Annotated in this window: 15 protein-coding genes and 1 tRNA gene; 10 read left to right on the top strand and 6 right to left on the bottom strand. The window is 66.2% G+C overall.

What is annotated here, in order from left to right; genetic code table 11:
* Window positions 1–51: 51 nt before the first annotated feature.
* Both FA743_RS09060 and FA743_RS09055 read right to left on the bottom strand, forming a co-directional pair.
* Window positions 52–1,569 carry a malonate--CoA ligase gene (locus FA743_RS09060; RefSeq protein ID WP_136885791.1) on the bottom strand — a complete coding sequence of 506 codons (1,518 nt, stop codon included), beginning with the start codon at window positions 1,567–1,569 and terminating at the stop codon, window positions 52–54.
* Window positions 1,570–1,603: 34 nt separating this feature from the next.
* Complete coding sequence (locus FA743_RS09055) at window positions 1,604–2,914, bottom strand: malonyl-CoA decarboxylase domain-containing protein (protein ID WP_136885790.1); 1,311 nt, start codon at window positions 2,912–2,914, stop codon at window positions 1,604–1,606.
* Between the two features lie 123 nt (window positions 2,915–3,037).
* Here FA743_RS09055 and FA743_RS09050 point away from each other — a divergent pair, with 123 nt between their 5' ends.
* The gene (locus FA743_RS09050) at window positions 3,038–3,712 is read left to right on the top strand and encodes a GntR family transcriptional regulator (RefSeq protein WP_136885789.1); all 675 of its coding nucleotides are present in this window, start codon (window positions 3,038–3,040) and stop codon (window positions 3,710–3,712) included.
* On the opposite strand, the gene FA743_RS09045 is transcribed toward FA743_RS09050, so the two are convergent.
* The 3 genes from FA743_RS09045 to FA743_RS09035 form a co-directional block, all read right to left on the bottom strand.
* On the bottom strand, window positions 3,685–4,617 hold the full coding sequence (locus tag FA743_RS09045; RefSeq protein WP_136885788.1) for a DMT family transporter: 933 nt from the start codon (window positions 4,615–4,617) through the stop codon (window positions 3,685–3,687). The genes FA743_RS09050 and FA743_RS09045 overlap by 28 nt on opposite strands.
* Window positions 4,618–4,970: 353 nt before the next feature.
* The gene (locus tag FA743_RS09040; RefSeq protein WP_136885787.1) at window positions 4,971–6,074 is read right to left on the bottom strand and encodes a ParB/RepB/Spo0J family partition protein; all 1,104 of its coding nucleotides are present in this window, start codon (window positions 6,072–6,074) and stop codon (window positions 4,971–4,973) included.
* Window positions 6,071–7,375, bottom strand: a complete 1,305-nt coding sequence (locus tag FA743_RS09035; protein WP_136885786.1) for an AAA family ATPase — start codon at window positions 7,373–7,375, stop codon at window positions 6,071–6,073. The genes FA743_RS09040 and FA743_RS09035 overlap by 4 nt, the downstream gene beginning before the upstream one ends.
* Window positions 7,376–7,828: 453 nt before the next feature.
* Here FA743_RS09035 and FA743_RS09030 point away from each other — a divergent pair, with 453 nt between their 5' ends.
* The 9 genes from FA743_RS09030 to FA743_RS08990 all read left to right on the top strand — a co-directional run bounded on the left by FA743_RS09030 (window position 7,829) and on the right by FA743_RS08990 (window position 18,520).
* Complete coding sequence (locus FA743_RS09030) at window positions 7,829–8,512, top strand: DnaA N-terminal domain-containing protein (protein ID WP_136885784.1); 684 nt, start codon at window positions 7,829–7,831, stop codon at window positions 8,510–8,512.
* A gap of 362 nt (window positions 8,513–8,874) precedes the next feature.
* The gene (locus FA743_RS20275; RefSeq protein ID WP_169308827.1) at window positions 8,875–10,260 is read left to right on the top strand and encodes a DUF6212 domain-containing protein; all 1,386 of its coding nucleotides are present in this window, start codon (window positions 8,875–8,877) and stop codon (window positions 10,258–10,260) included.
* Window positions 10,260–12,911 (top strand): glycosyltransferase, encoded by a 2,652-nt coding sequence (locus tag FA743_RS09020; RefSeq protein ID WP_169308826.1) that lies wholly within the window; start codon window positions 10,260–10,262, stop codon window positions 12,909–12,911. Before FA743_RS20275 ends, FA743_RS09020 begins: the two co-directional genes overlap by 1 nt.
* A gap of 14 nt (window positions 12,912–12,925) precedes the next feature.
* Window positions 12,926–13,480: a hypothetical protein gene (locus FA743_RS09015; protein WP_136885778.1), complete on the top strand. Its 555-nt coding sequence runs from the start codon at window positions 12,926–12,928 to the stop codon at window positions 13,478–13,480.
* 20 nt (window positions 13,481–13,500) lie between these two features.
* Window positions 13,501–15,081: a hypothetical protein gene (locus FA743_RS09010; RefSeq protein ID WP_136885776.1), complete on the top strand. Its 1,581-nt coding sequence runs from the start codon at window positions 13,501–13,503 to the stop codon at window positions 15,079–15,081.
* On the top strand, window positions 15,078–16,391 hold the full coding sequence (locus FA743_RS09005; RefSeq protein ID WP_136885774.1) for a glycosyltransferase: 1,314 nt from the start codon (window positions 15,078–15,080) through the stop codon (window positions 16,389–16,391). The genes FA743_RS09010 and FA743_RS09005 overlap by 4 nt, the downstream gene beginning before the upstream one ends.
* A 31-nt stretch (window positions 16,392–16,422) precedes the next feature.
* Window positions 16,423–17,265 carry a glycosyltransferase family 2 protein gene (locus tag FA743_RS09000; RefSeq protein WP_169308825.1) on the top strand — a complete coding sequence of 281 codons (843 nt, stop codon included), beginning with the start codon at window positions 16,423–16,425 and terminating at the stop codon, window positions 17,263–17,265.
* Complete coding sequence (locus FA743_RS08995) at window positions 17,265–18,044, top strand: hypothetical protein (RefSeq protein WP_136885770.1); 780 nt, start codon at window positions 17,265–17,267, stop codon at window positions 18,042–18,044. The genes FA743_RS09000 and FA743_RS08995 overlap by 1 nt, the downstream gene beginning before the upstream one ends.
* A gap of 179 nt (window positions 18,045–18,223) precedes the next feature.
* Entirely contained in the window at window positions 18,224–18,520 is a 297-nt protein-coding gene (locus FA743_RS08990) for a hypothetical protein (RefSeq protein WP_246054902.1), read from the top strand.
* A 32-nt stretch (window positions 18,521–18,552) separates the two neighbouring features.
* Here FA743_RS08990 and FA743_RS08985 read toward each other — a convergent pair.
* A tRNA-Sec gene (locus FA743_RS08985) sits at window positions 18,553–18,648 on the bottom strand.
* Between the last annotated feature and the right edge of the window lie 20 nt (window positions 18,649–18,668).

Below are 18,668 nucleotides of genomic sequence, written 5' to 3'. Positions count from 1 at the left end.
GTGGACCGGATGGTCCCGCATGACCTCCTCGTCATGCGGGCCGGTCGGATGTCAGGCCGTGGCGTGGTCGTAAAGCCCCGCGTGGGTCCTGCGCAGCTCCGCCTTCTGCACCTTGCCCATGACGTTCCGGGGCAGGGCCTCGGCGAGGATCACCCGCTTGGGCTGCTTGAAGCGCGCAAGCGTGCCCTCCAGCGCCGCGCGGATCGCCTCGGCCTCCAAGGGCCCGCCCTTGGGGACGACGATGGCGGTCACCGCCTCGCCCAGATCGGCATGGGGCAGCCCGATCACCGCGCTTTCCAGCACGCCGGGCAGCGCGTCGATGGCCTCCTCGACCTCCTTGGGATAGACGTTGTAGCCGCCCGAGATCACCAGGTCCTTGTCGCGCCCGACGATCCGCAGATAGCCGTCATCCGCGATCGTCCCCAGATCGCCGGTGATGAAATAGCCGTCCTCGCGGAATTCGGACGCGGTCTTCTCGGGCATGTTCCAGTAGCCCTCGAAGACGTTCGGCCCCTTGACCTCGATCAGCCCGATCTCTCCGGGCGCGACGGGCGCGCCGGTCTCGCGGTCGGTGATGCGCACGTCGATCCCCGGCAAGGCCATGCCCACGGCCCCGGCGATCCGCTCGCCGTCATAGGGGTTCGAGGTGATCATGCAGGTCTCGGTCATGCCATAGCGTTCCAGGATCATCTGCCCGGTCTTCTCGGTGAAGGCGCGGTGATCCTCGGCCAGAAGCGGCGCCGATCCCGACACGAAGAGCCGCATCCCCGCCGTTGTCTGGCGGTCCAGCCGGGGCGATTTCAACAGCCGCGTGTAGAAGGTCGGCACGCCCATCAGCACCGTCGCCCGGCCCATCAGGTCGATGGCCTGCTCGGCATCGAACTTGGTCAGGAAGATCATCGTGGCGCCGGCGACCAGCGCCATGTTGGCGGCGACGAACAGCCCATGCGTGTGAAAGATCGGCAGCGCGTGGATCAGCCGGTCATTCGCGGTGAACTGCCAGTGATCCAGCAGCGCCTCGGTGTTGGACATCAGGTTGCCATGCGTCAGCACCGCCCCCTTGGACCGCCCCGTGGTGCCCGAGGTATAAAGGATCGCCGCCCGGTCGTCCGGGCCGCAGGGATGCACGTCCTGACGGGCAGGCACCGTCGCGGCCAGGTCGGTCAGCGTCCCCTGCCCGTCCGGCCCAAGCGTCTCGACCGACAGCGCGGGTCCGGCCCGATGGGCATGTGCCTCCTGCTGGCCCGGATCGCAGACGAAGAGGCGCGGCGCGGCATCGCCGATGAAATAGTCGATCTCGGCCCCGGTATAGGCCGGGTTCAGCGGCAGGAAGATCCCCCCCACCTGCAATGTCGCCAGATAGAGGGCGATGGCCTCGGGCGATTTCTCGACCTGCACGGCCACCCGGTCGCCGGGCGCCACGCCCCGCGCGGTCAGCGCGCCGGCCAGCGCCTCGACCAGGCCGCGCATCTGCGCGAAGCTGATGTCGGGCTGTCCCGGCCGTTCGAACAGCGTCTTGCCGTCCATCACCTCGGCGGTCTGGATAAAATGATCGTGGATGGTCTGCATGGGTCTCTCCTCCCCCTGATGCATGTCGGTCGTCTCAGCCCTTCAGCGCACTCGCCAGCTGCGGGCCATGAGCGATGGTGCCGTCGCGAACGAACGCCTCGTGGCGATCCTCGATCCGGTCCAGCTCGTAAAGATAGTTGATCATCAGCCCATGCGCGGTCTTCCGCGCCGAGGCCGACAGGTCGGCGGGCCAGTTCAGCCGATGCGCCGAGGCGCCATTGCCCAGGTGGAACCGCGCCACCGGATCGGCGGGCTGCCCTGCCTTTCCCCGCCCCTGCAGGATATAGCGCGCGGCCACCGCCATGACCTGCGGGCGCAGCGCTTCGATCGCGCCGGGATCCGAACTCCAGCTGCCCTCCAGCGCGGCGCGCAGGCGCATCGCGGGCTCGTCCGTCTGCGCGGCCAGCCAGGCGGCGAAGCCCGGCACCGGCGACAGGGTGACGAACGAGGTCAGCTCGGGCAGTTCCGCCTTCAGCACCGCCACCACCTGCTTGATCAGGAAGTTGCCGAAGCTGACGCCCTTGAGGCCCGCAAGGCTGTTGTTGATCGAATAGAAGACCGCCGTGTCCACAGGCTCGGTGCCCGCGGCCTCGGGCGCGGTCAGGATCGGGCCGATGGCGTCGGGCATCCCCCGGGTCAGCGCGACCTCGACGAAGATCAGCGGCTCGTCCCCGGTCGCGGGGTGGAAGAAGGCATAAAGCCGCCGGTCGCCGTCCGCCAGCCGCCGCTTCAGATCGCCCCAGCCCTGCATCGGATGCACGCTTTCATAGGCCATCAGCTTCTCCAAGATCGCGGCGGGCGCGTTCCAGTCGATCCGGCGCATGGTCAGGAAGCCCCGGTTGAACCACGAGGCCAGCAGATGCGCGAAATCCTGATCGATGGGCGCCAGCCCCGGATCGGCGCGCATGGCGGCCAGCAGATCCTGGCGCATCCGCACCAGCTGCAGCGTGGCCCCCGGCGCCAGGTTCAGCCGCCGCAGCAGGGTCTGGCGGGCGGGCTCGACCACTCGGAACAGATCGGCCACCGCCGCCGCATCGGGCGCCTTGTCCCAGGCCGCATAGGCCTCGCGGATCGCCTGCGCATCGACGCCGTGATCGTCGCGCATCGACCGGAAGAAGGTGAGGCGCTCGTCGCCGTCCAGCTCGGCATAGGCGCGCAGCGCCTGCTCGGCCACCGCGACCCGTGCGGCGTCCCCGATCCGGCCCATCAGCACCGTGCAGGCGACCCGCGCGCGTTCCGAGGCGGGCCGCGCCAGCGCCTGCAGGGTCGCCGCCTCGCCCCCCCGCGTGCGGCGCGTGATGGCCTCCACGAAATCCGACAGGAATCCCAGTCTCTGCTTGCCCATGATGCGATCCTCCCCTGCGTCACATATACACAGTTTGGAGGCTGTTGTATATAACAACCCTCCGAATGGACTTTTCTGCTCCTTTCGGATGAGATGACCGCACCTGCACCGCCGAAGGCCGCCATGACCCTGCCCACCGCACAGCGCATCCGCCTTGCCTTGGAAAACGCCATCGTCGATGGCCGTCTTGCCCCCGGCATGCGCATCGATCCCGATCAGGTGGCCGCCGACTACGGCTGTTCCCGCACCCCGGTTCGCGAGGCGCTGCAGGCGCTCGAGGCCTCGGGCCTGCTGATCGTGCAGCCCAAGCGCGGCACCTTCGTGGCCCGGCTCAGCGTCCCGGAACTGATGGAGCGCTTCGAGGTCATGGCCCAGATGGAGGCCTTCTGCGCCCGCCTCGCCTGCCGCCGCGCCACCCCCGACGATCTGGCCCGGATCGAGGCCGCCAATCTGGCCTGCGCCGCCGCCCGCACCGATCCCGACCGCTACTATGCCGAGAACACCGCTTTCCATCAGGCCATCTACCGTGCCGCCCAGAACGACTTCCTGCAGGCCGAGACATTGCGCCTGCAGGCCATCCTGCAACCCTATCGCCGCCGCCAGCTGCAGGCGCCCGGCCGCGTGGCCCGCTCGCTCGAGGAACACCGCCGCATCGCCACCGCCATCTGCGCGGGCGACGGCGACGAGGCCGCGCGCGCCATGACCGACCATGTGCTGGTGCAGGGCGAACGCTTCCAGGATCTGGTGGCGCTGGTGGGGCGGCTTGCGCCTCAGGCGGGCGGGGTCGCCTTGCGCTGACGCCGCCGCTCCAGCCCCAGGGCATGCTCGCGCCAGATGATCAGGATGCCCGCCAGGATCACCAGCGCCGATCCTCCGATCACCGCCGCCCCCGGCACCTCGGCAAAGACCCACCAGCCGATCGCCACCGCCAGGATCATCGCCACATAGTCGAAGGGCGCCACGACCGAGGCATCCGCATGGCGATAGGCCGAGGTCAGCAGGATCTGCCCCAGCCCCCCCAGCAGCCCGGTCAGCACCAGCTGCATCAGCACATAGCCGCCGGGCAGCACCCATCCGAAGGGCAGCGTCAGCAGCGACAGCCCGGTCGAGGTGATCGAGAACCAGAAGACGATGGCCGAGGTGCGTTCCACCTGCACCAGCTGGCGCACGAAGATCTGCGCCAGCGCCGCCGCCCCTGCCCCGCCAAGCGCCACCGTCGCCCCCAGCATCCGCAGCGGATCGCCCCCGGTTCCGGCGCGGATCTGCGGCGACAGGACGATCAGCACCCCGGCCAGCCCCAGCCCGACCATGCCAAGCCGGAAGGCGCGCACGTTCTCACCCAGAAACATGCCCGCCAGGATCACCACCAGCAGCGGTGCCGCAAAGCCGATCGCCGTCACCTCTGGCAAGGGCAGGATCGACAGCGCCCAGAAGTTCAGCGCCATGGCCGTGGTCCCCACCAGCCCGCGATAGAGATGCCCCATCGGGTTGGCCGTCCCCAGCCCGATGCGCAGCTCGGACCGCCACAGCAGCCAGACCAGGATCACCGGCAGCGCGAAGAAGGACCGGAAGAAGACCTGCTGCCCGGGCGGGATCGCGGCGCTTTCCGCCGTCGCCTTGATCAGCGCCGCCATCAGGGTGAAGACGGTGACGCTGGCGCATTTCAGCGCGATGCCGCGCAGGGGAGAATCGCTCGGGGGCATGGCGGCGGCCTTGTTGGGATCGGGGGTCCCGAAGGGCTAGCCCCGGTTTGCACGATCTGCAAGGCAGTTTGGGGGGATTTGGGCTGCCACGGCGGCCTTAACTATGTATTATCATTAATTTTCAACTACTTAATATGAAGCCCGCGGGTCGGGTGCTTCGAGGGCAGGCTGCCTCCCCCGCTGCGGGCCGTCCTGACGGAAAAGATGGTGCCGCCCCGGCCCTGCCGGCGGGAAGAAGTCCCGGCTCCACGTCCTTCCCCGCGGGGAAGGACGGCCCCCCTGCCCTGCCGGACGTCCCTGCGGGGAAGATCAGAGGACCCCTCCCCGCAGGCTGATCTTCCCCGCAGGGAAGATCACTCGATCTGATCCAGCATCGAGGCCACCGCCGCCTCCAGCTTGCGCCGGTCGATGGTCGAGAAGTCGCGGGGCAACCGGATCTCCAGCCGCCCGTTGGCGGCGGTGCATTTGGCCTGACCCTGCGGGCGGGTCAGCTGGAAGGTGGTCTTGGCCTTGGCCTGCGCCTGCGGTTCCGGGGGCGCGGGACGCGGGGCCGGCCCGGTGGCCATAGCCGCCTCGCCCTGCCCCGCATAGCGGCGCAGCACGGCCAGCTCGTCGGTGATCGACCGCGTGTCCCAATCCTTCAGCTCTGACTTGATCGCCGCAACGATACCCGGCACGTCCTCCAGCTTCTGCGACAGCGACAGGCCCAGGGCGCGCGGGATCTCCTGCGGATACAGCAGCACCTCGCCCAAGCGCTCGACCAACGGGATGAAGTTGCGGATATAGCTGCGCTTCTGATACCCGGCCGAGCGGAACAGGATCGCCACCGCCTTTTCCGCATCATGCTCGGCGGTCATCGGGTCCATCGCGTAATGCACCGCCAGCTGCGCCATCTCGGCAAACGAAATGTCCTTGCGCACCATGTTCTCGTCGACCATCCGGCGATACAGCGCCTCCAGCTGGTCGCCGCGTGCCGCGATCCCGGACGGGATCCGCCCCCAGGCCTCGGCATCGCCGGTCTCCTCCAGCAGCTGCCGATAGGCCGACAGCCGGCGCCAACCCTGGATCAACTCATAGCGCCCCTCGGTCGAGGGCTCGACCTGGATCGGGTTCGACAGCCCGATGTCGCGGATCGAGGCGACCAGTTCGGCCAGCTCGAAATCGGCCACCGGCTTGCGGTCGCGGACCAGCTTGCCCGTGTCGATCGCGTCCAGCGAAATCAGGTCGGTAATCAGCCCGGCGCGCTTCAGCCGCACATGCTCCTGCGCCAGGGCGTCGTTCTCGGCCCGGATCCGCGCCTCCATCGCGGCCCGGTCGCGGGTGGATTCGGCCGTCTCGCTGATCGCGGCGGCCATCGGCCCGCGCCGCTGCTCCTTCCCGGCGGGGAAGGTTTCTGCCGGATCGGGACTGTCCTCCTCGGGAAGGTCGATGTCGAACATGCGGCGCTTGCGGCTCATGCTGTCTCCTCCAGCTGCGTCCAGGCGGCCAGGACATGGCCGCGAAACTCTTCATAGCCCTGATCGAAGGTCGCCCGCGCCCGGCGCCAAGTGCCCCGGGTCATCTCGCGATAGTCGATCTCGTAGATCGAGCTGAGGAACCGGCCCGACTGCTCGACCGCCCGGGTCAGCTCGATCGGGTGCTGCGCCAGGCGATCGCCGAAGACCTGGCGGAAGGCCGCGAACATCGCCTGGTGCAGTTCGTTCGAGGGCTCGAACCGGGTCATCAGGAAGCGGATGTCGGCAAAGGCCTTGGGCAGGGCGATCTTCCCCGTGGGGAAGTTCTCGAAGCCATGGGACAGATCCTCCAGCGCCTCGGCCAGCTGGCCGATGAAGCTGGTCGTGCTGTCATATTCCCAGTAGCCGGGGCCCGAGGGGATATAGAGCATGTCGGCGGCAAAGACCGCGTTCATCGACTGATAGCCGATGGCGGGCGGGCAGTCGAAGAGGATCAGGTCGTAGGCGTCATCCGCCAGGCTGTCGAGGAAGCGCGAGACGGCGCCGAAGAAGGTCCATTCCGGATTGAGGTGGCGGTACTGCGCGCTGGCGAACTCGACGAAGGCGGCGTTGGCGCAGCTGGGAACGATGTCGATGGTGGGCCAGGCGGTGGGCTTGATGAAGTCGGCGGGGCGCAGCGTGCCCAGGCCCATGTCGCGGATCGAGGCCGGCAGCTTGCGCCGGGGCAGGACCGTGCCGCTTTCGGCGCCGGAGGTGGCGGTGTTCATGCGGTCGGTCTCGCGCTCCAGATCGCGCGCCATGATGCCCCAGACCGTATGGTCCTCGCCCACGTCGTTCAGGCCCATCGAATGGGACAGGGTCGCCTGCGGGTCGAAGTCGACGACGAGGACGCGGTAGCCGTCCAGCGCCGCGGCATGGGCGAAGTGCAGGGCCACGGTCGACTTGCCGGCGCCGCCCTTGAAGTTGGCGATGGCGGCGCGGAAGGCGCGCTTGCCCTCGGGGCGGGGGGGCATCAGGGACTTCTTGTTGATGCGGATGCGGCGGCGCAGCTCGTTGACCTCGTCGAGGCTGAACCAGCGCTGCCGGCCATCCTCCTCGACTTCCCCGAGGGGAAGGTTCGGATCGGCGGCCAGCTTGCCCCGGAAGGTCGACTGGTTGATCCGGAAGATCAGTTCGGACACCTCCCAGGACGAGAAGCGCCGCAGCGTCTTCTCGTTGGCCGGGCTGAAGGTCTGGCGGCGGATCCAGCCCTGCATCTTGAGGGATTGGGATTGCAGCCGGGCGAGGTCTTCGTGCGTATACATGTTGTGCCTGTTTCCGAGGACGCTGATTGTTGCTGATCCCGGTTTTACGCGCGATTTGCGCTTTTGGCAAAAGCCTTGTTCACTGAACACCAAGAATACACCAATTCCAGCCCCTGTTGCGCGAATCGCCTGTGCAACGCGCGCTGTCTCCCGCTTCGCGGTGCTCCGGGAAGGAGCGCTGCGGCGCCCCGGATTGGGGGACAGGGTAGGGCAGGGCGCCCCGGATCAGGGGACATCCAGAGCGTAATGGGGGACAGCCAGAGCGGCCTCCTATACCAATGATACCCATTTTTGAGAGGGGGCAGCGAGCGTTGCAGGGCGCAACAGGGCGATCTGCTTGACAGGATCGCGTTTTAGGACGCTAATGCCGGCAGGATGGTGAAAGGCGTTTGCACTCGCACAAGACCTCGCCCTCCGACACAAGGCCGGACCCCCCGGCAGGCAGGAGCCGTGATGCAGATCGTCCGTCCGGTCGGCCGTGAGGCCGCGGCCAAGAAATACGACATCCTGTCGGCGTTGATGGCGCATGCCTTGGCGGGCGATGCGCATCGGCAGCGGCTGGTCCTGCGGCTGATGGCGCTGATCACGACCCGCTACAATTGGCAGAAGAACGAGCTGACCGTGGGCCAGCGCGAGATCGCGCGGCTGTGGTGCGTGGACGAGCGCACGGTCAAGCGCGACATGGCGCGGTTGCGGGGCTTGGGATGGATCACCGTCAAGCGGCAGGGTGCCCGGGGGCGGGTGTCGGTTCTGGGGATGGATCTGGAGCGGATCCTGCTGGACAGCCGCCCGGCCTGGCCCAATGTCGGCGAGGATTACGTGGCCCGCATGACGGGCCGCGAACCCTCTCTGGCCGAGGAGGGGGGGCCGAATGTCGTGCCGTTCCGCCGCGCCGACCCCGTCCCGGCGGGGCAGGGGGTCTGGGCGATGATTCGCGACCGGTTGCAGGCCGAGGACCCGGCACTGTTCGAGGCCTGGTTCGCGGGCCTGGTCGAGACGGGGCAGGGCGCGGGCGTGCTGCATCTGGCCGCGCCCTCGCGCTTTCACGCGACCTATGTGCGCACGCATCTGCTGGGGCGGTTGCAGATGGCCGCGCGCCGGGCGGATGCCGGGCTGCAGGCCGTGCGCGTGGATTGATCGGCACCCGGTATTTGCGCATTATGCACGTTCTGGTTGAATGGCGTCGAGAAACATCGGGATGGTGACAAATCCGGCACCGGACTGCTAAAAAATTCACGTAGTGCAAAAAATCCACACATCGCGCCTTTTCTGGGCCCCGGGGGGCTTGTCTCAAGCCCTTGGAGATGCGTAAAAATATTTGAACAAAACTGTGTGATGCAGGGAACCGACGTGAAATTGTCATTTGTTTACCCCCTTGCGCCCGCTGAACCATCCTGTCTATTTGGATAGGTGAATGCGCCGGAGACCATAGTTGGCCTAACCAGTTCTCGCTTTTTCGGCACCCGAAAAACATATGTTTAAAACAGTGGAACGGTCCGATGACCTTTGCCTATTCGATTGCGGTTGACCCTACGCTCGCCCGCGTCTGTGACGGACTTCTGGAACGCCACCTGCCCCCGACCCTGATCGGCATGCTGGACCTTGCCGCCAGCGACCGGCCCAGCCCCGGGCGCACCTGCCTGGCGCAGCTGATCCCTCTGGGGGCGGGTGCGGCGCAGGCGCAGCGGCTGTCGGAGAGCGGGCAACACGGCCTTCCGGTGATCGAGGTCGATCCGGAACATCCCGAACTGCTGGCCGAGCGGGTCACCGCCCTTCTGGTCGAGCGGCTGCAGCGCAGCGAGACGGCGGCGGCGGCCTCGCGCGAATCGGCGGCGATGCTGCGGCGCGAGAACATCTCGGGCGCGGTGCGGTTCCGCGAGATCGAAAGCTTCCTGCACGCGCTCGGCAATCCGCATGTCGCGCGCTCGCTGCATTGGGAGCCCTCGGGCGCCATGACCGAACTGGAGGCCGAGAGCTGGGTCAGCCAGCTGCTGCCCCTGAACATCGTCAGCATCACCGCGATCGACCTATGGCTGCCCGAGCGCGTGCATGCGCAGACTTGCGAGTTGCAGGTGCTGCTGCAGGACAGCACCGGCGACGAGCACGCGCTGACCGAGATCCCCGACGAGATGCGCATCGGGTCGGGCTGGGTGCGCTTTGCCCTGCCGATGGCGGTGCAGGGGGATGCGCGCAACTGCTCGCTGGTGCTGCGCAATCTGGGGCCCGCGCGGCTGGTCGTGGGATTGGGGATGCGCATGCCCGATGCCCGTTTCTGTGCCCAGGGCGAGACGATGCCCGGCGATCAGGTGCTGGCGCTGCGGGTCTGGAAGGCGCTGGCGGGCGCCTCGATCCCCGAGCGGCGCGAGAAGCCGATGATCGATCCGCGCCTAGAGATGACCGCGCGGGTGCTGCAGCCCTCGGCACTGCCGGCGCCCGAGATCTTCGCGATGCCGACCTCGGCGATGGATTACATCACCGCCGATTTCTGGGAGGCCGAGGATGCGATCATGGTCCATCCCTCGCGCAGCGGCCCGGTCTGCGCGGTGATCCGCGACGTGCCGATGCGGGGGCTGCTGCAGCTGTCGGCGGTGGTGACGGCGGGTCATGCGCGCTCGCCCAACCTGAACTTTGCCATCGGCGTCACGCCGCAGGGGGCGATCAGCCGCGACGGGATCTGGGAAAGCTGCCTGGGGGCCTGGGTGCACGGCCTGCCGGCGGCGGGCTGGGCGCAGGTCCATTGCGTGCCCACCGCGCCGATCACCGACCGGGCCGACATCTATCTGGCCACCTCGCTGGCGCAGGACCTGCCGAACGATCACAGCTGGGGCTTGTTCCGCAGCTTTCGCGCCGTGACCGGCCAGCGCGCCGCCGAGGAGGATCTGTGATGCAGCACAGCCCGATCCGTCTGGTCCCCCCGCAGGTCACCGTGGTCATTCCCGTCAAGGGACACCCGGTGCTGCTGGACGACGCCATCGCCTCGGTCCGCCGCGAGATGGCCGAGGGCGTGATCCTGCGGCTGATCGTGGTGGATGACGGCTGCCCCTATGCCGAGACGCGGCAATGCCTGGACGACTGGCAGGCGCGGATGGGCGCGCAGATGCTGGTGCTGCACCATGCCAATGGCGGGCTGTCCTCGGCCCGCAACCGCGGCATCGAGGCGGCGCTGCGGCTGGATCCGGGGCTGGACGCGATCTTTCTTCTGGACAGCGACAACCTGCTGGCCGAGCGCGCCGGGCTGACCATGCGCCATCTGCTGGAGACGCATCGCGATCACGACTGGTTCTATCCCGAGTTCGACTTCTTCGGACAGGCCGGCAACTATCGCACCGAGCCGGTCTTCAGCCCGCTGCTGCAGGCCGAGGCCAACCAATGCGACGCGGGCAGCCTGATCCGGCGCCGGGTCTTCGACGCGGGGCTGCGCTTCGACGAGGAGATGCGGCAGGGCTATGAGGATTGGGATTTCTGGCTGCAGGCGGCCAAGGCAGGCTTCACCGGACGCTCGGCCCGCCGGCCGCTGCTTCTCTATCGCAAGCGCCCGGCCAGCATGCTGAGCCATTCCCACGAGGTCGATCAGGATCTGCGCCGCTTCCTGCGCCGCAAGCATAAGTGGCTGTTCAACCCGGCCGCGCTGGTCGCGCTGGAGGCCGCCAGCTTTCCGCGCTTCGCGCTGATCACCGGCGAGGGGCGCACCGTGTCCACCTGCGTCGATCCCGATCACCAGACCCCGGTCGCCACGCCCGAGTTCGAACGCATGGTGCTGGCGGCGATGGCCGATCCGCATGCGAACCACGCGCCTGCGCATCTGATCTTCCTGCGCGAGGGGGTCGAGGATCATCTGCGTCAGGCGCGTCTGCTGCATGGCGTGTTGTGGAATTTCGAGCGCCGGGCGCTGCGCAATCCGCATGATCTGGACCTGCTGTTCCTGGACCGCCATCCCGACGGCGGCCATGACATCGCCACCGACAGCGGCAATCCCGACCGCACGCCCGACGCGATCTGCCTGCGCCTCTCCACCGCGCAGGACTGGGTGCGGCGCGGGGTCGAGGACCGGCTGCGCAAGCTGGATCTGGTGCCCTCGCAGGAGGATGTCTCCAGCTGGACGCTGCGGGCGCCGGCCCATGTGGGCGGGCTGGCCGGCGGGGCGGCGGCGGGCGAGGTCCTGCGCGGGACCATGCTGGCGCTGGTGCGCAGCCCCTATCTGGCGGCGCTGCAGACCGGATGGGGCTGGCGCGATCCCGGCGCCGCGATCAGCCGCGACCGCACCGTGCAGATCCCCCGGAATGCCGTCGATGGCGGGGTGACCTTCCCGCTGCTGCGCGCCAAGGGCAGGCATGACATCGCCCTGGTGCTGCCGATCTTCAACATCGGCGGCGTCGAGCGCGTCGCGGCCAGCATCGCGCGCGAGCTGTCGGCGGCGGGCCACCGGATGCATCTGGTCGTGCTCAGCGACCGTCCCATCGACACCGACCCCTGGTCGCTGGAGCCCTTCGCCACGATCACCTGGCAGGCCGACAGCAACGCGCTGGACTGGAGCGGCGACGAGTTCCTGGGCACCGCCGAACCCCGATGGGGGCAGGGCGCCGAGGGCACCGACCTGATGGGCCTTCTGGGAGGGATGGACGTGGTCATCAATGCCCATTCCGCAGCCCTGCACAAGGTCGCCGACCGGCTGCGGCGCCGGGGCGTGCTGATGATCGATCACGAGCATCTGGTCGAACGCTCGACCTATGGCCGCGCCTATGGGCCGCCGCATCTGGCCCTGGCCTATGAGCAGGCCTATGATCTGTTCCTGACCTGCTCGACCCGGCTGATGACCTGGATGCATGCCAATGGCGTGCCACGCGAGAAGCTGATGGCCGTTGTCAACGCGCCGGGCTATCCGATGTCGCGGGCCGAGCAAGGCTTCCTGACCGCCGCGCGCGTCACCGCCCGGGCCCGCCGCCAGCCGCTGCGCGTGCTGTTCATGGGCCGTCTGGACAAGCAGAAGGGCATCGACCGGGTCTGCGCCATCGCCCGCGCGCTGGCCGATCAGGCGCCGCGCATCACCCTGTCGGTGGCCGGGCGCTCGGTCGTCGAGGCGGATGGCGCGATGCTCAGCTGGCCCTCCGAGACGCGCTTTCTGGGCGCCGTGCGCGGACCGGCGGCGATCTCGCAGCTGCTCAGCCAGACCGACATCCTGATCCTGCCCTCGCTCTACGAGGGGCTGCCCTTGTCGGTGCTGGAGGCGCAGCGCTGCGGCGTGGTGCCGATCGTGGCCGAGGCGGGGGCGGTGCGCGAGGCGATCGAGGATGGCCGGAACGGCTTTGTCGTCCCGCAGCAGGACTGCGCCGAAGCGATGGTCGCCCGCATCCTGATGCTGGACGGCGACCGCGCGCGGCTGGCCGAGATGGCCCAGGCCGCCGCCGAGACCAGCCCGACCTGGACCGAGGCCACCGAAGGTCTGCGCGCGTGGCTGGACCAGCGGCTGCCGGAGCTGTCCGACCTGCCCGCCGGGACCCCGGCTGCGGCGGTCCAACCCAAATACATGTTTTCCTGAAACGGAGTTCAAGAATGCCTCAGACCATCCATGACAGCGCGGTCCGGAATTTCCAGATGGCGGCCAACCTGCTGATCGCCCTTCAGGGCCGCCGGCTGGTGCTGACCGGCGAGGCGGCGGCCCTGCTGGACGGACGTCCCAAGGCCCTGCTGTCCGAAGGCTATAACAGCCTGTCGCCGCGCTTCGGCATCTGCATCCCGCAGGACACAAGGGGCGAGTTCGCGATGACGCCCGAGGGCGACGGGCTGGAGTTCCGCAATTCCGGCACCCCCTGGATGACCATGGAGGGGCTGCTGTCTTCCATGGACCCCTGCAGCTGCTATCTGGATGCCGATGCCTCCTTCCCCACGCCGACCGTGGCCGATGTCTTCCTGCGCGACTTCACCGATGGCGGCACGATCCGCGACAGCCTGCAGACCGAATGGCTGCTGGGCAACGACCGCGCCACCGTCTGCAAGCTGGAACTGCCCGAGGCGGCGGATGATGTCGCCAACCGTCGCATCGTCATCCACCTGCGCCAGCCGCCCGTGCGCTTCACCCTGCGCAAGCTGGCGCTGACGCTGATCTGACCCCCCGGAAAGGGCCCGTCTTGGACCTGAAACTGCATGTCGACTTCTGCTTTTCCTGCCCCGGCGGCCGCGTCGTGGCCGCCGGCTGGAGCCAGGATCCGCGTCCGGCGCTGATGGTGCATGCGGGTTCGGCCTCGCTGGCGCCGGTGCATCTGATCCGCTTCGCGCGGCGCGACCTGCGCACGCTGGAGCCCTTCGGCTATCTGGCGGTCTTCGACCTGTCGGGTCATCCCGACGCGCTGGACGATCCCTCCGAGGAGATCTTCCTGGCCGTGGGCGCCGAGCATGCCCGCATCGGCGGCGCGCGCCTGGCCACGGACGCGCGCAAGATGGTCGAGATCGGCGTCGACGAGGCCTTCTTCGCGCTGCTGCGCCTGATGGCCGAGGGGTCTGTGCCGATGCCCGACCGGGCCCTGTCGGGGCCGGTGATCACCCGCATCCGCGCCGCCCGGCCGCTGCCCGCCGAGGCCGAGACCCATGCGCTGAGCGTCGATCTGGGCCAGATCGCCGAGGCGGGGCAGGGGGTCGCCTCGGGCTGGTTCCTGCCCACCGCCGCCACCCAAGGGGCGCTGCACGCGGTGGCCTTCGACGACCGGCAGCTGGCGCGGGTGACGCTGCTGCAGGGTGTCGTGACGCGGACCGATCTGGCCGCCTATGGCGACCGCTATGTCTATGGCGGGCAGGATGGCTGGCTGGCCGCCTTCCGCTTTGCCGCACCCGCAGCCGGCGCCGCGCGGCTGCTGGTCATGCTGCCGGGACAGCTGGCCGATGCGGGGGTCCTGCATCCGCTGACGCAGGTGGCCGCCCCGCAGATCGCGCGGCTGCTGGTCGAGGCGCGCATGTGGCAGGAGGATCCCGAGGGCGCCGACGCCCTGCACCGCGCGACGCTCGCTGCCTCGGACACGCCGGCGATTGCGATGCCCGACACGCCGCCGCTGCCCGGCGATGCGCCCATCCTGCTGATCCTGGATCACGATCTGGCCGCGCCCGATCTGCGCGACGTGCTGCGCCGGCTGTGCCAGGCGACAGGCCGCGCCATCGACCTGCATCTGCTGCGCCCGACGCTGACCCCCGATCTGCGTGACGCGATCGCGGGGGCGGCGCGCGAATGCGGCCCGCGCATCCGCATCCTGGGCTGTGCGCCCAAGCCTCCGGTCACGGCCGAGGGCCCGGCGCTGCTGGTCCATGCGCGCAGCTCGATCCTGTTCCATCTGGCCGCACGGCTGCCCGTCCGGGGCGAGGTGCCGGATCACGACCTGCAGGTTCTGGCGCTGGACGTGCTGGCCAGCCTGCCCGGCGGCGCGGGCCGGATCGCCGCGCGCTTCGGCACGGATCGCCCGGCCTTCCTGTGCTGGGGCGATGCGGCGCGGCTGCTGCCCGCGCTGGCGCCTCTGCTGGGCGATGCGCTGGTACCCGAATCGGCCTTCCGCCAACTGGCCGCGCAGCTGGACGGCGCGGGGCGGCTGGCGATCCTGCCCGCCGATCCCACCGGCTTTCACGCCGGCGATCAGGGGCCCTTCGCGGCGGCGCTCTTCGACAGCCTGACCGGCCATGATTTCGACGCGCTCTCGGCCCGTCTGCTGCAGGAGGCCGGGCAATGACCCGCACCGTGATCATCTCGCATTCCCATCCCGCACTGCGCTATGGCGGCGGCGAGGTCGCGGCCTATCGCCAGTTCCAGCACATGCTGGAGGGCGGCGAGGACGTGTATTTCGTGGGCTCGACCATCGGCCCCGAGGATGGCGCGCGCTTCTTCGGACCGGCGCAGCGGGTGCTGTCCTTCTCGGACCGCGATTTCTGCCTGCGCGGGCTGGGGATGGACGCCTTCGTGATGGAGCATCCCCGGATCGAGACCGAGGACTGGCTTCTGGACTTTCTGCTGGCGCTGGAGGGGGACGTCTACCATTTCCACCATTTCTGGAACATCGGCGCGGGCACGCTGCGCCGGCTGCGCGCCGCCCGCCCGCAGGCGCAGATGATCTGCACCCTGCACGAGATGACCGCGATCTGCGCCAATCACGGCCAGATGGTGAAGACCAGCGGCGAGCTGTGCTTTGCCGCCTCGGACGTGGCCTGCGCGGCCTGCCTCAAGCGCTCGCCCGCTGATTTCATGCTGCGCCGTGCGCGGATGGCGGGCATGCTGGACCTCTTCGACGTGCTGCTGTCGCCCAGCCAGTTCATGGCCGACCGCTTCGAGGTCTGGGGCATCGCGCCAGGCCGCGTCGGCGTGATCGAGAACGGGCTGGACCACGGTGACGCCCCCCCGGTGCAGTCCCAGGCCGACCTGACCCGCCGGTCGCGCCGCTTCGCCTTCTTCGGGCAGGCGACGCCGACCAAGGGCCTGGACGTGCTGATCCGTGCGACGCAGGAGATCGACGCCCGGATCCGTGCGCAGGCGACGGCGCCCGCCGTGGCCCCGGCCCGCGGCAAGGCGGCGGCCAAGCCCGCCCCGGGCGAGACGGCGGCACCGACCGGCCCGCGCGCGCCGATCTCGCTCGAGATCTACGGCGTCACCGCCGAGGGGTTCGCCGCGCTCTGGCCCGACCTGACGCCGCCCGATTGGGTGCGCTTTCGCGGCCGCTACCGCCCCCAGGACTGCATCGCGATCATGCGCCGCTTCGGCTGGATCGTGATCCCCTCGGTCTGGTGGGAGAATTCCCCGGTGGTCATCCAGGAGGCCCGCGCCGCGGGCACGCCGATGATCGCCTCGGATATCGGCGGCATGGCCGAGAAGACCGCCGGATGGGGCGTGCAGTTCCCCGTCGGAGACCCCGACGCCCTCGCCGCCGCGATCCTGTCGGTCCACGACCGCCCCGAGATCCTGGCCCAGCACATCGCCCTGATCGCCCCGCCGCTGGATATGGCGGGGTTCATGGAGGAATGGCGGGTGGCTGTGTCTGTCGTCAAATAAAAAAATATGCAGCTGCGACTGGAGATAGATGATGCGAACTGCCGTGATGACTATGGCCTATAATGAGGGAGTAATTTTGCCTAAATGGGTAAAGTACTATGGCCAAATCTTTGGAAAGGAAAACCTATTTATATTTGACCATGGGTCAGACGATGGGTCTACAGAAAATCTGGGCGCTGTAAACATAATTAAACTTCCTCGGACTCCATTTTCGGATATTGTCAGATCTAAGATGATATCTAGCTTTAGCGCTAGTTTCCTTAGTTTCTTTGATTACTTTATTTATACAGATGCGGATGAATTTCTTTGTGTGGATCCCGTTAAATATATAAATCTGAAAAATTACTTACATGTGAAAGCGCCCGAACATGTGACTGCCATAGGGTTGAATATTTTTCACTCCTTCGAGGATGAGGCTCCACTCAATATCTCTCGCCCGGTTCTCACGCAGCGTTCATACGCTTATTTTCTACCGTCAATGTGTAAGACGCTTATTACCAAAAAGCCAACAAACTGGGGAGGGGGTTTTCACGCGTGCAATCACAGACAGAACTTCGATGAAGTGTACAACTTTCACCTAAAGCAGATGGATCGCGAGATTGCGCTAGACCGCTTGCGCATCCTTCGAAGTATTGAAAGAGATGGTGATTTTGGAACTCACCAGAGAATTGAAGACGCAAAAATGAACTTGATCTTTAAACAGATAAACTCACGCGATAGAGAGGATAATTTTGATTTTTCTTTTGAGATAGAAGAACTTGAAGAAAACATTTCTAAAAATCACGCTGACAAGTATATTTTTAACGTAGACTACCAAAGCAGGCACAGGAACAACCTCCGTAAAATCCCTGAACAATTTAAAGGAATATTCTGATGTACCTCTATGTTAAAGTGTTCGGCGAGCGGAACAGTGGAACTATCTACCTTAACGCGCTAATAAGGGAAAATACCAATGCAATAATCTTGGATGGCGACACTAAAGGGAAAGGTGGACTTCTCGGAAGTGATAATTTGGTGTTTCCCGATTGCTATACTGGAGATAATGATTATCTCCAAGATATGGATCACGTTCGAATGCTGAATTCGGATTTTGGATGGAAGCATGCTGCTCCTCCCCTTAGCACAATCGAGTTTTCACCTTTCAAGAATTTTTGCCGACTGGTCTTTACAACAAAGCATCCTGTATTCTGGCTTAAGTCAATGTACAACCGGCCTTATAATCCTAGGCTGCAGCGCGCTGATGGGTTTTCTAATTTTATTAGAGCACCATGGCCGGTGTCTAGAAGAGATAATCTCGGGTGCGATTCAGTTCCAACTCCTGTCGAACTCTACAACAGGAAAGTGTTGTCGTACATAGAAGCAAGCAGAATTTTCGCGCCCAATTCAATTTTTGTGAAGTACGAAGATCTCTTGGCTGATACGGAAGCGACGGCTTCTAAAATATGTAGCGACGTTCTGGGTTATGGGAATGGAAAATTTAAGAATGTTTTGAATTCGACAAAGTCATCTGAGGAAAACTTTGAGTTTTACAAGAATAAGTACCTTTCTGAGGATTTCGGTTACGATGTCTCACAAGAGGATTTGGAGTTTATCAAGCAAAAACTCTCCCCTAGGGTAATGAGGTACTGCAACTATGATTTTAAGACCGGCTGAAAGGTGCTGCTTGCGCTGGCTAAGTTAGTCCTCTTGCGGTTCCTTAAATGTAGTTAAATAAAGTTTATCTAGGAACGGCTTCGGAACAATATAGTGCACAAGGGAGTTGAAAGCCTTGGCCGATAAGGAAAGATCTAATGATCCAATCAAGGTTCCGAATAGTTCTTAGAGTTTGTGCGATGGCAACTACAATTCTGTCAGCCCCCGCCTTTGCCCAAGACACCCCCGACCGCCTCAGCGAAGCCGGCACCTGTCCCGCTGCCGATACCATGGCGGAGCCGGCCAATCAGCCTGACGCCTCGGAGGATGCCACGGCGCCCGAGAATACCGGGACGACGGGGTGGAGCGGCGGGACCGGGGGGTCTCAGCTGGGGACGAACATCCAGGGCGCGACGGACAGCTCTCCGACCTGGCAGCCGCCGACGGCGCGGGGGCTGGACCTGGCGGGGCTGGCCGAGCCGGTGGCGGAGTGCTGAGCCTCCGCTGATCGCCGGACAGGGGGCGGGGATGGCGGAAGGGAATGGGAGTCGAACCCACCCGGGACAGGCTCGCTGCCCCAACCGGAGTTGAAGTCCGGCCGCCCCACCGGGGACGAATCCCTTCCACGCAAGAACGCATGCGCCC

It is taken from the genome of Paracoccus gahaiensis (genome assembly GCF_005048225.1).
In the GTDB taxonomy this organism is placed as follows: Bacteria; Pseudomonadota; Alphaproteobacteria; order Rhodobacterales; family Rhodobacteraceae; genus Paracoccus; species Paracoccus gahaiensis.
The sequence above is the reverse complement of the archived record's forward strand: the minus strand, read 5'-3'. Positions and strand labels throughout refer to the sequence as shown.

What these genes read in the sequence shown, in the direction of transcription:
- FA743_RS09060 (WP_136885791.1), bottom strand. Translation starts at nt 1,569, where the DNA reads ATGCAGACCATCCACGATCATTTTATCCAGACCGCCGAGGTGATGGAC.
- FA743_RS09055 (WP_136885790.1), bottom strand. Translation starts at nt 2,914, where the DNA reads ATGGGCAAGCAGAGACTGGGATTCCTGTCGGATTTCGTGGAGGCCATC.
- FA743_RS09050 (WP_136885789.1), top strand. Translation starts at nt 3,038, where the DNA reads ATGACCCTGCCCACCGCACAGCGCATCCGCCTTGCCTTGGAAAACGCC.
- FA743_RS09045 (WP_136885788.1), bottom strand. Translation starts at nt 4,617, where the DNA reads ATGCCCCCGAGCGATTCTCCCCTGCGCGGCATCGCGCTGAAATGCGCC.
- FA743_RS09040 (WP_136885787.1), bottom strand. Translation starts at nt 6,074, where the DNA reads ATGAGCCGCAAGCGCCGCATGTTCGACATCGACCTTCCCGAGGAGGAC.
- FA743_RS09035 (WP_136885786.1), bottom strand. Translation starts at nt 7,375, where the DNA reads ATGTATACGCACGAAGACCTCGCCCGGCTGCAATCCCAATCCCTCAAG.
- FA743_RS09030 (WP_136885784.1), top strand. Translation starts at nt 7,829, where the DNA reads ATGCAGATCGTCCGTCCGGTCGGCCGTGAGGCCGCGGCCAAGAAATAC.
- FA743_RS20275 (WP_169308827.1), top strand. Translation starts at nt 8,875, where the DNA reads ATGACCTTTGCCTATTCGATTGCGGTTGACCCTACGCTCGCCCGCGTC.
- FA743_RS09020 (WP_169308826.1), top strand. Translation starts at nt 10,260, where the DNA reads ATGCAGCACAGCCCGATCCGTCTGGTCCCCCCGCAGGTCACCGTGGTC.
- FA743_RS09015 (WP_136885778.1), top strand. Translation starts at nt 12,926, where the DNA reads ATGCCTCAGACCATCCATGACAGCGCGGTCCGGAATTTCCAGATGGCG.
- FA743_RS09005 (WP_136885774.1), top strand. Translation starts at nt 15,078, where the DNA reads ATGACCCGCACCGTGATCATCTCGCATTCCCATCCCGCACTGCGCTAT.
- FA743_RS09000 (WP_169308825.1), top strand. Translation starts at nt 16,423, where the DNA reads ATGCGAACTGCCGTGATGACTATGGCCTATAATGAGGGAGTAATTTTG.
- FA743_RS08995 (WP_136885770.1), top strand. Translation starts at nt 17,265, where the DNA reads ATGTACCTCTATGTTAAAGTGTTCGGCGAGCGGAACAGTGGAACTATC.
- FA743_RS08990 (WP_246054902.1), top strand. Translation starts at nt 18,224, where the DNA reads ATGGCAACTACAATTCTGTCAGCCCCCGCCTTTGCCCAAGACACCCCC.